Origin of the sequence: Streptomyces aculeolatus, from assembly GCF_020400605.1 — a bacterium.
GTDB classification, from domain to species: Bacteria; Actinomycetota; Actinomycetes; order Streptomycetales; family Streptomycetaceae; genus Streptomyces; species Streptomyces aculeolatus.
In genome coordinates, this window is the sequence record NZ_JAINRD010000002.1 from 63,962 (window position 1) to 78,049 (window position 14,088).

Genomic DNA, 14,088 nt, shown 5'->3' on the forward strand with positions numbered 1-14,088 from the left:
GGTGGATGCAGTGATTCCTGCCCGGTCCGGAGCTGAAGGCAGCGGAACTCACCTCAGTGGCGCAACGTCACGGGGGTCATGGCGGTATGTCGCCCCGCGCGTGTTCCTGTTCGCGTACGTCCGTGAGGTCGGCGAGCCGGTCCAACTGCCGCAGCGGCCGGGCGACGCGCTGGTTGCCGGCCAGCAGGGCCCGGTGGCGGTCGAGGAAAGCCCAGTAGCCGGCGGTGTACGGGCACGCGTGGTCGCCGGTGCGGTCGCCGGGCCGGTAGACGCAGGGGCCGCACAGGTCGCTCATGCGGTTCACGTAGGCGCCGCCCGACGTGTAGGGCTTCGTCGTCATCCGGCCGCCGTCGGCGTACTGGGACATGCCGACGACATTGGGCAGCATCACCCAGTCGTAGCCGTCCACGAAGCAGCGGTGGAACCAGTCCGTGACGGCGGCGGGGTCCCAGCCGCGCTGGAGTGCGTGGCTGCCGAGGATCATCAGCCTGGGGATGTGGTGCGTCCAGCCGGTGTCACGCACCTGGGCCAGGACGGTGCGCAGGCAGTGCGCCCGGACGGCATCCGCGTCCAGGTCGTTCCACCAGTCGGGCGGCGGGGCGGTGTGCCGCAGCTCGTTGGAGCGCCGGTAGTCCTCGCCGAAGTACCAGTACACCTGCCAGACGTACTCGCGCCAGCCGGCGATCTGGCGCACGAAGCCCTCCACGCTGTTCAGCGGCGCCCGGCCCGCGCGCCACGCCTTCACGGCCTGCTCGACGCACTCGGCCGGGTCGAGCAGGCCGAGGTTGAGGGAGGAGGAGAGCAGGCTGTGGCTCATGACCGGGTCGGCGGCGAGCATGGCGTCCTCGTACGGCCCGAACGTGGCGAGCCGCTGCTCGACGAAGCGCCGCAGTGCGCGCCGTGCCTCCGCCCGGGTGGCGGGGAACAGGCGCGGCCCGTCCCGTCCGACGAAGGAGACGTCGCCGTCGCGTTCCCAGCGGTCGAGGTCGTGGCGGACTTCGTCGTCGATGTCGTCCTCACGGGGGCGGTAGGGGCGGGCGACCTGGAGGTCGGCGGTCTCGCGGGGCGGGGGCTCCCGGTTGTCGTGGTCGAGGTTCCACCGGCCCGCCGCGGGCTGATCGCCGTCCATGAGCAGGTCGTGTTCGCGACGGACCCAGTGGTAGAAGTGCTCCTGCCGCAGGCGCCTGCCGCCGCGACCGTCCGCCCAGGCGGCGAAGTCGGCCATCGGCACCAGGAAGCCACGGGCGGGGCCCACCGTCACCCGGGGCAGGTCGCGCACCAGGCGGAGGGCCGCGTACGAGGTGGGGTGGTGGACGCCGACCGGGCGGCCGCGAGCGGCCCGGTCCAGGCCCTGGCGGTAGGTGTCGGCACGTACATACGCGACGCGGTCGCCGAGTTCGGCCGCGCGGTGGCGCATCGCGGACAGCACGAGGTGTGCCTTGGCCCGGTGGAAGCGGCGCCGCCGGAACACGGAACGCGCCTCGATCATGAGGACGGGGGTGTCGCGAGCGGGTCCCTCCTCGCCCGGGGTGAGGAAGTGGGGGCCGAGTTGGTCGCCGAAGAGCCAGTGCATGACGGGTGCCTCCTCAGTCGCGGCCGCGGGCGTGCCCGGAGCGGGCGACCCTGTCGGCGAGGTCGGTGAGCGGTCCCGGGTGGTCGAGTCCCTCCGGCCCGCTGCCCGTGGCGCCACGGTCCTTCTTGTCCGGCTCGCTCCACGACACTCCGCCCTGTCGACCGATCATGCGCCCCGCAGCGTGCCGGCGCCTGTTGTGGAGAGGCGGCCCGGGACCCGTACCCCGCCACTGGTCCACTCCCTGCCGGCGGACAGCCCTCAGGTCTCCTGCCTTCTGTACCGGTCTGTGGTTCACCCGGTGGGGCTGTCACCTGCGCGTCGTACGGGAGGTGTGCCGTCCCGAGGACGGCGGTGCCGGATTCCCTGCGGACAGGGCCGCGGGTGGGCGGGGTTCCCCGCTCTGAACGCCCGCGGCGCCGGCGACCGTCACCGGAGCCGCCGGCACCGAGGCCTCCCGTTCGGCCCCGGTCGGCGATGGCGTAGCGCGGGGACGAGCCGGCCGGTGACGGGCGGTCCGCCTACTTCTGCTGGTGGATCTGGATCAGGTTGCCGCAGGTGTCGTCCAGCACGGCCGTGGTCACCGGCCGGCTCCGTGAGCTCGGTGGGCTCCTGGCTGAACTGCACACCGAGCTCACGGAGCCGGCCGAACTCCGCGTGCGCGTCGTCCACCGCGAACGACGTGGCGGGAATACCGTCCTGGGCGAGCGCGTCCTTGTAGGGCCGTACGGCGGGGTGGGTGTCCGGTTCAAGGACTGGCGCCTGGTGCGGATCAGTCCGGCCGACTCCAGTACGGCAAGGTGCTGGCTGACGGCCTGCCGGGACGAGGCAAGCCCGTGCTTGGTGGCCAGCTGCGCACAGATCTCGAAGAGCGTCTGCCCGTCCCGCTCGGTCAGCTCGTCCAGGATCGTCCTGCGGGTGGGATCTGCCAGCGCCCTGAAGACATCGTCCGCCATGCCGATAGGCAAGTGCAGACTTGCCTGTCAACCCGGGCGCACCGTCGCGGTGCCGCTCAGATCGCCTCCTCCAGGGGGCGCAGGGCGATGCCGGGGGCCTCCTCGGGGGTGGCGAGATGGGGCTCGTTGCGGCTGGCCCAGGCTTCGTAGCCGTCACTGTGATTGAGGCAGTTGTTCGCCGCCACCCGTGCGACTGACCGTTCCTGCGGCGACAGCTCCATCAGTTCGCTCTCGCGTTCGACGGCTGCCGGCATGCGGTGGAGCCGGTCGCTGTAGTCGAAGAGGAGGCTCTGGAAGTACGCGAACGCTTCCTCCTGGCCGACGTCCTGATGGCGCATGTGCTGGGCGACCGGATTGCGATGGTCGCCGACCTTGTGGTCGCGGAGCGCCGAATACAGGTCATTGGTCAGGATGACGCAGTAGTAGGTCAGGCGCCGCATGGTCACCAGGGAGGGCATCCTGTAGAGGTGGGCCGGAATGTGGCGGGTGTTGGCGAGCTCTCCCTGTGAGATCGCCACATGCAGACCCCCGTTGTCGATGCGCAGACTCAGGTAATCCTCCAGATTCCAGGGATAGGCGGGCTTGCTCATCGCGTGGTAGGTGCTCTGCGTGGCGAAGTAGTGCCGCCAGTGACCTGCGGTGCGCGCAAGGAACTCGGGCGGGCACACCTGTTCGTGTTCCTGCCACAGGCTGTGGAACATCCACAGGACGGCGGCGTCAGCCGCGGGCTTCTCCCCGTCGAGGACGCGGATCATCTGATTGGCAACCCTGCGGCTGGTGTGCAGATCGTTGTGGAGCGAGTCGTTGAAATCGTCGTAGAAACGGTAGAAGGCATAGATCTTCGCAAGGATCGTCTGCCGCTCCGAGACGATGTCGGGGTGGACCCAGGGGAAGAAGGTCATGTATCGCAGGACGCGAGGGTTGTCGGCGCCGAACCGGCGGATCCAGTTCGTAGCCGAAGCGATTGCGCGGGGATCCAGCACGCCAGGGACGAACCGCTGTGCGTGCGAGGTCAGAAGAGGGTGCATCGGGAGTCCTCCAGGATATTGGGCGTCGGCGGTGCCGAACCCTCCCCATGGCGCTCAGCGTGGTGCGACTGTGCAGTGCAATTCCGGAATCCGGGCGATCAGGCCGTAACGGAAACGCGCAGGTGCAGGGGGATTCTGTACCAGCTTCCAGCGGCGGCAGGCGGCCAGCAGAAAGGTGAAGATCTCCATTTCCGCGAACTGCGCGCCCATGCACACGTGCGGACCCAGTCCGAAAGGAATATAGGAACCCTTCGGCAGCCCTTTCGTGCTCCCGTCCCGCCAACGGTCCGGATCGAATGCATGAGGACGGGGGAACACGTCCGGCCGTCGGTGCAGCGCCATGGGGGCGATGATCAGTTCGGTCCCGGCGGGAACCACGACGCGCCCCAGTCGCACATCCCGCAGAGCGCGGCGAGGCAGCAGCCAGGTGGGGTTGTACAGCCGCAGCACTTCCCTGACGAACGACCGTGTGAAAGGTGCCTGCTCCAGCGTTTCCAGACGCACGGGTCCCTCGCCGACGGCGTCCACCTCATGATGTATGCGCTCCCGCATGTGCGCATGTCGGTCCATGAGCCAGAAGATGCTGGTCAACGCCGATGACGTGGTCTCGTGCCCGGCGATCATGAGTGACATCACCTCGTCCCGCATCAACTTCCGCGGAACCTTCTCGCCGGTCTCCGGAATCCGGTAGTCGAGCATGTGACTCAGAAGATCGAACCGGTCGCCCGGTCCGGGGGGATTCTCACAGTAGGAGGCAACGAGCTCCTCGATCGTACCCTTGAGCTGCTCGACAGCCAGACGCGCTCTCTTGTTCGCGGGAAGCGGTAACCGGAAGAGGAGTTCGGGAAGCACCAGGTACCGGATCAGCCCGTACAGAACCTCGGGTACGGCCTTTCGTACCCGGTCGGCCAGATCGGGGTGTGACTGAGCCGGCAGTAACGTGCCCACGATGACCCGGATCGTGTAGTCGACCATCGCCCGGTCCACGCGGACTGTCTGCCCCCGGGGCCAGGCGTCGACGCAACGGAGCGCGAGATCATGCATGACCTCCCCGTACCGCTCCAGCCTGCTGGGCTGCAACGAGGGGCGCAGCATGCGGCGCTGCATTCGATGGTCATCGCCCGAAGTCAGTCCGACTCCCTCACCGGCGAGCGGCTTCATCTTCTCGAACAGGGCGCCCTTCTCGAACTCATCGTTCTGCACGTGCAGCACTTCGTGCACCAGCGCCGGGTCACTCACATAAAGAAACAGCCGGCTACCGAAATACATGCGCACCATGGGTCCGACCGGTGCGAGTGACTCCATGAAACGGACCGGTTCCCGGAGAAACGCCGGCGCGTGCCCGACCACCGGAAACCGGCCTGGGGCAAGGGGAATGCGCACAGCGAACACCATCCCGAGTCGCGCTGACGAGGACCATGTCGAACTGGGCCGCACCGGTCCTTGCGGGCCGCATGCTCGCAGGTAACGCTACCGTCGCCGAGAGACCCTGTGTAGTGTGCATCCGGACGTTGCCCGGGGGCTGGGGATGACGTTCTCCGAACCAACACGCCGCTTGTCGATCTTTTTGAAACGTGCACGGCAGACCCGGACCGGCGCCCGGCCGGGAAACCGCCTAAGAACGCGCGGATGAGACGTACGACGCCTTCACCGCCTCCCAGCGCTCCGTCTGCCGCGCCGTCAGCCGGCCGCGCAGTTCCGCGAGTTTCAGCAGGTTCGCCTCCGCGTCCTGCGCGAGCATCTGGGCCTCGCCCAGGTAGTGGTCGTCGATCAGCGCCTCCACCTCGTCGTCGTTCATCACCGGCATGATCCGCTCGGCGAGCTTGTTGGTGTTCCGGTACGAGCCCTGCAGCTTGAACGGCGGTTCCGTGCGCGAGGCGTCGGTCTGCGCCGCGGAGGCGATGTAGGCCGCGTTGACCGTGAGCACGGTCTGCCGCACGTGCAGCAGCCTGCGCAGCACGCCGAGGATCTGGTCCAGCTCGGCCGTGGCGTACGGGTGGGCGAGGCGGTCGGCGCGGGCGTCGGCGTCGCCGTGGGCGAGGCGGACCAGCAGGTCGATGTCGGTGCGCTCCCGGGACGCCAGCGGCGCCAGCACGGGGTTGGCGGTGAGCGCGTTCTCGATGTGGCTGAGGGCGAACAGCCGCTCCCTGCCGGACAGGACGTCGCCGAGGTTCCAGACGTCGGCGCGGTTGGCGAGCATGTCCGGTACCTGGAAGCGGGCGCCGGACTCGGTGAACGGATTGCCCGCCATGCACACCGCGAAGCGCTTCCCGCGCAGGTCGTAGACGCGTGAGGCGCCGTCCCACACGCCCTCCATGCGGCGCTGCGCGTCGCAGAGCGAGACGAACCGCTGCAGCAGCTCCGGCGACGTGTGCTGGATGTCGTCGAGGTGGAGCAGGGTGTTGTTGCCCATGGCGAGGGCGAAGTTGATCTTCTCGACCTCCCGGCGGGCGGCGGCGTCCGGGGCCGCGGCCGGGTCGAGGGAGGTGGTGCCGGTGCCCAGCGCCGGGCCGTCGACCTTGACGAAGACCAGGCCGAGCCGCGCGGCGACGTACTCCATCAGCGACGTCTTGCCGTACCCCGGCGGGGAGAGCAGGAGCAGCAGCCCCTGGCTGTCGGTGCGGCGCGCGCCGGACTCGCCCCCGGCGGCGCCGAGCTGCCGGGCGAGGTTGTCGCCGACGAGCGGCAGGTACACCTCGTCCAGGAGGCGGTTGCGGACGAACGTCGGCATGACGCGCGGGCGGTACGCGTCCAGGCGCAGCCGCTCGCGTTCCGCGCCGACGAGGGCGGTGCGGCGGCGGAGGTACGCCCGGTAGGCCGGCACCCGTACGTCGCGGAACTCGCCGGTGCGGGTGAGGAACTCGTCCAGGCGCACCGCGAGCCGCCCGCCGTCGATGCGGCGGTGCGCGCCGAGCAGCCCGTCGACGGCCGTCCCGGTGGCGGCGTCGGAGTCCTGCCGGGCGAGGGCGTCGCCGGTGGCCTCCGCGGCCACGGCCTCCGCGAGGTACCAGGCGTCGGCGCCCGTGCCGGCCGCGTACGCGCCGAGCCAGGCGGCGGCGAGCTGGTGGCGGGCGGCGGGGTCGCCGGCGAGGGCGTCGAGGTCGTGCTCGTACTCCTTGGCGGCGCCCGCGCCGAGCGCGTCCCGGAAACCGGTGCGCAGGCCGCGGGCGGCGGGGCTGGTGACGAACGCGGGCGGGTCCGCGGCGCCCAGTTCCTCGAAGAGGTAGGCGCCGACGCCGGCCGGGGCCGGCGCGCCCGGGCAGGGGAGCCCCGCCGCGGCGAGGAACTCCGCCGCGCGGGCGGCCAGTTCCGCCGCCGGCTCCGCCGCGGCGCCGTCGCCGCCGAACGTCGCCCGCGCGCGGGCCAGCGACCGGGCCCGCGTCGACCAGCCGGCCCGCTCCTCCGCCCCGGTCCCGTACGCCCAGAACAGCTGCGCCGCGGCCCGGACCTCCGGCGTGAACCGCAGCAGGCCGCACTCCTCCCGCAGCCGCAGCAGCGCGCCGAGGATCGCGGCGGCGTCCCGGTCGTGGACCCCGCGGTCGTACCCCTCGTCGTACGCCTCCTCCGCCGCCCGGCGCGCCAGCTCCGGCAGGCCGCCGCCCGCGGCCGCCGCCGCCAGCTCCGCGGCCGGCGTGCCGGCGAGCAGCCGCGCCGCCAGGTACTCGCCGCGGTAGACCGCCGGCGACTCGGAGACCAGCGGCTCGTCCCAGAAGGCGCGGGTCGCCGCGAAGCCGGGGTCCGCCACCGGCGCCCGGTAGTCCGTGCCGGTGATCACGAACACCGGCTGCCCGTCCTGCGGCACCAGCGTCAGCTCCGCCGGGCGGGTGTCGACGGCGAACCGGTGCCGCCCCAGGCGCAGCGTCCCCTGCCCGTCGTAGAGGTCGGTGCGGTCGCGCAGGGCCCGGGCCGCCTCCTGGCGGGCGGCCTTGAGCCGCCCCTCCAGCTCCTCGGCGTGCACCGTGCCGCCGAGCGTGCGCAGCTCCGCCGCGGTGCTACGGACCTTGGCCACCAACGGGTCGGAGGCGAAGAAGGTGTGGACGTCGTCCGCCGACGGCAGCGCCGCCGCCCGGCGGGAGACGGTGCCGAGGATCCGCCCGGCGGACCGCGCCAGCCGGTCGGCGTGCCGGGCACGCTCGTCGAGCTGCGTCTGCTTGCGGGCGGAGAACGCCTCGTAGACCTCCTCGCGCTTCGCGGCGATCTGCTCGGCGAAGTCCTCCGCGGAGCCGAACTTCGCCTCCAGGTTCTCCAGCCGCAGCATGAGCCGGCCCAGTTGGTCGTCGCAGTCCTCCGGCGTGCCGGCCGCGGCCAGCCCTCCGGTCACCGCCTGCCCCAGCAGCGCGAACTCGGCGGCGAACTCGGCCCTGCCCTCGCGCTCGTGCAGTTCGCGGCGGCGGCCGTCCAGCAGGGCGCGGGCCCGGTTGGCGGCGCCGAGCACCTCGCCGATACGGGCGAGGATCGAGGTCCGTACGGTCGCGTCCGCCAGGTCGAGCGTGCCGACGACCTCGGTGACCGCCTGCAGCGCGCCGGCCTGCTCGTCGATGCGCTCGGCGACCGGTGCCGCCGCCGCGGCCGTCCCGACCGTGGCGGCCTCGGCGGCAAGCTCGTCGACGGCCCGGTGGGCGGCGTCGAACGCGGTCTCCTCGCCGAGGAACGCCACCGCGCGGCGGCCGAAGGCCGCGACCGACTCGGCGAGCTGCGCGTCGAGTTCGCCGATGCGGGCCAGGTCGGCGTAGCGCTGCTCGCGCAGTGTCTCCAGGCGGCCCTGGGAGCGGCGGAGCCCGGCGAGCCGGCGCACCCAGCCGTCGGCGGTGTCCGGGGCGGTGCCCCGGGCCCGGCGCACCTGGCCGGTGATCCGTTCGGCGGCCTCGGCGACCGCCGCGGCGGCCTGGGCACGCAGCTCCTCGACGCGCCCGAACTCGTCGATGACCTGCGCGGCGGTGGTACGGACGGCCGCCAGCGGCTCGGCGAGGTCCCCGCAGGCCGCCTCGCCCAGCCAGTGGTGGCGGTCGGCGACGCGGACGGCGGCGGCGACGATGGCCTCGAAGACGGCGCCGTTCGGCTCCATCCCGTCGGCCATCCGGGCCACCGACAGGCAGTCGGAGACTCCCCGTACGAGTTCGGCGTTGCCGATCCGGGCGAGGGGCCCGGTGCCGGCGGGCCGGGCGGCGGCGTAGGCGTCCGAGACGTACGGCGTGCGCCAGACCTGCACGGGGTGGACGCGGGTCGGCTCGCTGCCGGCCGCCGTCCTGAAGACGATCAGCGTGCCGTCGTCGAGGAGCGACCAGCCGCGCGTCTGCCAGAGGGTGGCGACCTCCTTGCGGATGACGTTGTACGGCAGCAGCAGGGTGCGGCCCTCGGTGCGGGCGTGGAAGACGTAGAGGACGTCCTCGCCGTTCGGGGAGCGGACGAGGCCCTCGTATGCGAGGTCCTTCGTCTCGGTGTCGAAGGTCCGCGCGGCGCTGCCCGCGGGGACGTCGGCGAGGTAGTAGCCGCCGGGGAAGACGACGCCCTGCTCGTCGGGCAGCCGGCGGCACCCCCGGCCGAGGCCGTCGAGCCGGACGACCTCCGCGGTGCGGGTGTTGTAGACGAGGTGGCGGCGGGTCTTCTCGTTGTACGGGAGGATCCGCAGCAGGACGAGCGGGCCCACGACGGCGTACTCGATCTCGGCGTCCGCGAGCGACTGCAGCGGTTCGTCCACGGGCTCGCTGTGGATGCCGGTGCCGGTGTCGGTGCTGTCCTCGGCCTTGAGGGTGAGGGTGCCGCCGACGCACGCGACGAAGACCAGGCCGCGGACGGAGACGTGCGGGTGGCGGCCCTGCACATGGTCCGCGCGGGTGGTGGCCGTCCACTCGACGTCGTCGGCGGGCCGGACGGCGTGGTCGCGTTCGCCGCGGTCGTCGACGTAGGCGACGGAGCCGTCGGGGGCGAGGCGCCAGCGCAGCACGCGGATGTCGGTGGGCGCGTTGCCGGTCCGGAAGACGGCGAGGAGGTGGGAGCGGGCCAGGCGCAGCTGGAGGAGCCGGGTCTCGCGGTAGTAGCGGTACAGCTCGGCGAAGTCCCGGCGGAAGGCGGGGTCGTCGAGCAGACCGGGTACGGAGTCCTGGGGCGCGGCGCGGAACCGTATCGCCGCGCCGTCCCCGCCGCCCCCGTCCGTGTCCGGGCCCGCGTCGCCGGCCCCGCTTCCGCCGCCTTCCGCGCCCTTCCCGCCGTCCTCGTCGGACCCGGTGGCCCCGGTGGACCCGGCGAACTCCAGGTGCTGCAACGAGAACACGTCGCCGACGCCCGTCCCGGGGCCGCGGCCGGCGGGGGCGTTGGAGCCGAACAGCAGCATGCCGCCGATCTGCACGATGTCGCGGGGCACGCAGTCGTGGTCGGTCCGGATGTGCCCGGTGCCCGCGAGCCGCGCCCCGGAGCCGCCGAACTCCGCCACGCGGCGGGCGTTGAGCGCCTCCGTCCGGCGGGCCAGCTCCTCGGCGGCGGTGCGCAGCCGGTCTCGCAGCACCTCGTACGTGCCGGCCGTCAGGGCGTCCGGGCTGCCGTGTACCTCCGGCGCGGGGGTCTCCACCTCGTCCTCCACCTCGTTCTCGTCGTCCGTTCCCGTCGTCCCCGTCCCCGTCGCCCGGAGCTACTCCTTGACCAGGGAAGGCGCCCCGTTGACCGCCGCCCGGCCGGCCAGTGCCGCGACCGGGAGATCCGCCGCACCGCTCGCCCGGGCCGCCTCCAGCAGCCCCGTCAGTGCCGCGGTGTGCGGACCGTCCGCCGCGATGAGGCGGGTGAGCAGGCCGGCGAGGCTCAGGTCCCGCAGGCCCGTCGCGCCGAGGCCGGCCGTCATCGCCGTCAGGTCGGACGTGAACGTGCTGTCGGGCCGCAGCCACGGACCCGCCAGCGCCTGCACCGACTCGGAGCTGCCGACGAAGCCGTCGACGCTCTTGCCCATCGACACGGCGTTCACCAGCTTGTCGAAGAAGACGCTGTCGCCGCCGACGATGCTGATGTCCGCGTTCTCCAGCCCGGTGGCGAGCACCGTCGCCTGCGCCTCGGCGATCTGGCGGCCCACGTCGACCTGCGCCAGCCGGATGTCCTTCTCCGCCTCCAGCCGCAGCCGGTACTCCTCGTGCTCCCTGCTGGCGGCGTCCAGCGCGGCCATCGCCGCGGCCTTCTCGTTGATGCCCGCGGCCTCCGCCCGGAACTTCTCCCGCATCCCCTCGGCGCCGGCGAGGGCCTTGTCCCGCTCCACGTCGGCCTCCGCCCTGCCGACCTTGGCGATGGCCTCCGCGCTGCGCTCCTGCACCTGGGCGGCGGCGAGCCCGGCGGCTGCCGCGTCCGCCTGCTTGCCCTCGGCCAGCCGGATGGCCGCCGCCGCGTCCAGCTCGGCGGCCTTGCGCCGGGCCTCCGCCATGGTGAGCTCCTCCGCGGCCCGGTGGTCCGCCGCCTGCTCGGCGGCCTCTGCGGCCTTGATGTCCTTGACCAGCCGCTCCTGCGCCTCCGCCTCCGCGGCGATGATCAGCGCCTGGCGCTCGCGCTCGGCCTCCTCGACCGTACGCAGCTTCTTGATCTCCTCCTCCTGCTGCGCCACGGTCTTCTCGACCGCGATCCTCTCGCGTACGACGTCGGCGATGTCCCGCTTCTCGCCCTCGACCTCCTTGTCCTTGGCGATCCGGGACAGTTCGGTCGCCCGCTCCCGGGCGATGACCTCCAGCAGCCGGTCCTTCTCGATCTTCTCGTTCTCGATGGCGACGACGCGCTCCCGGTTGAGCTGTGCGACGGCGATCTCGCGCTCGCGGTTCTCGTTCTGGATGCCGAGCTGCTCCTCGGTCCTGATGTGCGCGGTGTGCGCCTTGAGCCGCTCCTCGGCCTGGACCTTGGACGTCTCGGCCTCCTCCCGCGCCCGTACGATCCCGACCTCGCGCTGCTGCTTCGCCTCGGCGTCGGCCTGGCGGCGCTCCAGTTCGAGGACCGCCTCGCGGGCCTCGACGTTCTTGCGGGTGATCTCCTTCTCCTCGTCGCGCCGCAGCTCGTTGGTGCGCACGTTCTCCACCGCGGTCAGCTCGGTGATCTTCCGGATGCCCTGGGCGTCGAGGATGTTCTGGGCGTCGAGCTGGGCCATCGGGGTCTGCTCGAGGTAGTCGATGGCGGCGTCCTCGAGGCTGTAGCCGTTCAGGTCGGTGCCGATGACGCGGATGATCCGGTCGCGGAACTCGTCGCGCTTGGTGTAGAGGTCGGCGAAGTCGAGCTGCTTGCCGACGGTCTTGAGGGCCTCCGAGAACTTGGCGTTGAACAGCTGCTGCAACGTGTCCTGGTCGCTGGCCCGCTCGGTGCCGATCGCCTGCGCCACCTTGATGACGTCCTCGACGGTCTTGTTGACCCGGACGAAGAACGAGATGCGGATGTCGGCGCGGATGTTGTCCTGGCAGATCAGCCCTTCCTTGCCGGTCCGCTCGATCTCCATGGTCTTCACGGAGATGTCCATCAGCTCGGCCTTGTGCAGCACCGGCAGCACCACGGTGCCGGTGAAGGTCACGTCGACCTTGCGCATCTTGGAGACGATGAGTGCGTGGCCCTGGCGCACCTTGCGGAACAGCCGGCTCACGGCGAACAGCAGCGCGAGGGCGATGAGCAGGACCACGGCTACGAGCACGCCGAGCCCCGTGGTGATGGCAGTCATGGGTACTTCCTTCTCTGCGGTACGGACGTGCGTGTCAGCCGAAGGAGCCGGAGGCGTCGGGGACGCCGTCGGCGGGTGCGACGCGGAAGAACTCGCCTTCGGCGTCGTAGTCGAAGATCAGCGCGCGGCTGCCGGCGGCGAGGCCGTTGCCGGCGTCCGCCCTGACCTGGACGGTCGCGCTGGAGCCGTCGGCCGCGGTCACCTCCGCCTGGCCGTACGCGGGCGTGACGCCCGAGGTGCGCACGACGCAGGTGCGGCCGACGAAGTCGCGGCGGCCGACCGGCCTGCCGGTGCCGCCGAGGCGGCGCAGCGGGCGGGCCAGCAGCCAGGTGGCGTACCAGCCGGCGGCCAGGGCCAGCACCAGGCCCGCCGTCCTGGCCGGCCAGGCGAGCCACGCGGGCGGCCCGGCGGCGCCGACGGCCACTCCGGCGGCCAGGGCGGTGAACCAGGCCACCGCGACGACCAGCGACAGCACCACCGTCACCGGCACGCCGCCGAGCCCGAGGGCGGCCGGCAGGAGGGTGAACCCGCCCGCGCCGCGGCCGCCTGCCGCCATGTCGCCGTCCGCGCCGTCCGCGCCGACGGCGTCACCGACGAGGCCGGTCACCGCGGCGAGCAGCCAGTAGGCGATCACGACGAGCAGCGCGAAGCTGAAGACGACGGCCGGAAAGCCCAGCGCCGCATCCACGAAAGCACCCATCACCGCCCCCCTCCACCACGCCGGACGGCGGCTCCCCCCGCCGTCGGCGTCGACGGAACTCACCTTGTCAGCAGGCGCGTTCGAAAACATTTCCTGGTTCCGGCAGGGTTTCTGCACCGTGACTGCACGGATACGGTGAGGCACGGCCGTTCCGGGTATCCCGGCCGGGGAGCGCACCCGCGGCGGCACCGGCGTCCGGGTGACGGAGCCGGGCCGCCCTTCCCGGATGGACCACCGCCGAGTGCGGGGACACCGATCCCGCCACAGACTGAGCGTGTGTCCGAGCAACGCGAACGGCGGGCCCGCCCAGCCGCAAAGTCCACGTCGAAGCGCACCTCCGGAACGGGAGCCGACCACGCGGTCGACGGCCCCGAGGGGGCCGCCCGCCATGCGTGCCGCAGCCTGGCACGCCTCATCGGCCACCGGACCGAGGGCGTCTCGGCCGTGCGCCGGGCCGAGGAGGGCTGGCGGGTGGACGTGGACGTGCTCGAAGTGCCGCGGATCCCGGACACGACCAGCCTGCTGGCGACCTACACCGTGGAACTCGACAGCGGGGGCCGCCTCCTCGAGTACGAGCGGGTCAGGCGCTACCGGCGCGGCGATCGGGACGACTGACGGCGACAGCGCCGTCCCCCTGGAAGAGGAAGAGCCCCTATGTCGACGACCACCACGTACAACGAGGCCGCAGTCTGCGTCCCGCGCGCCGGAACCCTCTACGACGTCCTCGAACTGATCCTCGACCGCGGCATGGTCATCGACATCTTCGTCCGGGTGTCGCTCGTCGGCATCGAGATCCTCAAGATCGACGCCCGGATCGTGGTCGCCAGCGTCGACACCTACCTCCGCTTCGCCGAGGTCTGCAACCGACTCGACCTCAACGAGGACGCCTCCAGCAGGACGGTCCCCGACCTCTTCGCCAGCATGTCCCGCGGCGTCGCCACCGGCGGGGCCAGGAGGGCCGCCAAGTCCATCGGCGGCCGCGTCAAGGAAGCGGTCGGCATGGACGAGGACGACGACCGTGAGGACGAGGACGACGAGCGGTTCGAGGAGGAGGAGAAGGAGAAGGCGCCGGCCCGCAAACGCGGCTCGGGCACCCGCTCCACGTCCAGGAAGACCGCCTCCAAGAAGTCCTCCAGCCGTTCGAGCCGGCACTCCAAGGCGGCGTGAGC

At 72.0% G+C, this 14,088-nt stretch carries 9 protein-coding genes and 2 pseudogenes; 2 read left to right on the forward strand and 9 right to left on the reverse strand.

Annotated features, from left to right (window positions below):
* Positions 1-76: 76 nt before the first annotated feature.
* From LG396_RS04555 to LG396_RS04595, 9 genes and pseudogenes are all read right to left on the reverse strand, one after another.
* Complete coding sequence (locus LG396_RS04555) at positions 77-1,573, reverse strand: cryptochrome/photolyase family protein (RefSeq protein ID WP_225793683.1); 1,497 nt, start codon at positions 1,571-1,573, stop codon at positions 77-79.
* Between the two features lie 13 nt (positions 1,574-1,586).
* On the reverse strand, positions 1,587-1,742 hold the full coding sequence (locus LG396_RS04560; protein WP_225793684.1) for a hypothetical protein: 156 nt from the start codon (positions 1,740-1,742) through the stop codon (positions 1,587-1,589).
* Between the two features lie 349 nt (positions 1,743-2,091).
* A pseudogene (locus LG396_RS04565) lies at positions 2,092-2,326 on the reverse strand (VOC family protein); the annotation flags it as partial.
* Positions 2,325-2,526: pseudogene (locus LG396_RS04570) on the reverse strand (ArsR/SmtB family transcription factor); the annotation flags it as partial. The pseudogenes LG396_RS04565 and LG396_RS04570, both read right to left, overlap by 2 nt.
* A 56-nt stretch (positions 2,527-2,582) precedes the next feature.
* Positions 2,583-3,428, reverse strand: a complete 846-nt coding sequence (locus LG396_RS04575; RefSeq protein ID WP_225793685.1) for a terpene synthase family protein — start codon at positions 3,426-3,428, stop codon at positions 2,583-2,585.
* Between the two features lie 180 nt (positions 3,429-3,608).
* Positions 3,609-4,937 (reverse strand): cytochrome P450, encoded by a 1,329-nt coding sequence (locus LG396_RS04580; protein ID WP_225793686.1) that lies wholly within the window; start codon positions 4,935-4,937, stop codon positions 3,609-3,611.
* 232 nt (positions 4,938-5,169) lie between these two features.
* Positions 5,170-10,131 carry a DNA repair ATPase gene (locus LG396_RS04585; RefSeq protein ID WP_225793687.1) on the reverse strand — a complete coding sequence of 1,654 codons (4,962 nt, stop codon included), beginning with the start codon at positions 10,129-10,131 and terminating at the stop codon, positions 5,170-5,172.
* 48 nt (positions 10,132-10,179) lie between these two features.
* Entirely contained in the window at positions 10,180-12,219 is a 2,040-nt protein-coding gene (locus LG396_RS04590) for an SPFH domain-containing protein (RefSeq protein ID WP_018837945.1), read from the reverse strand.
* Positions 12,220-12,253: 34 nt separating this feature from the next.
* Positions 12,254-12,919, reverse strand: a complete 666-nt coding sequence (locus LG396_RS04595) for a hypothetical protein (protein WP_225793688.1) — start codon at positions 12,917-12,919, stop codon at positions 12,254-12,256.
* Between the two features lie 276 nt (positions 12,920-13,195).
* Between LG396_RS04595 and gvpO the strand changes: the two genes are divergently transcribed.
* Complete coding sequence (gvpO, locus tag LG396_RS04600) at positions 13,196-13,534, forward strand: gas vesicle protein GvpO (protein WP_225793689.1); 339 nt, start codon at positions 13,196-13,198, stop codon at positions 13,532-13,534.
* A gap of 39 nt (positions 13,535-13,573) precedes the next feature.
* Positions 13,574-14,086 carry a gas vesicle protein GvpJ gene (gene gvpJ / locus LG396_RS04605; RefSeq protein WP_225793690.1) on the forward strand — a complete coding sequence of 171 codons (513 nt, stop codon included), beginning with the start codon at positions 13,574-13,576 and terminating at the stop codon, positions 14,084-14,086.
* Positions 14,087-14,088: the final 2 nt, after the last annotated feature.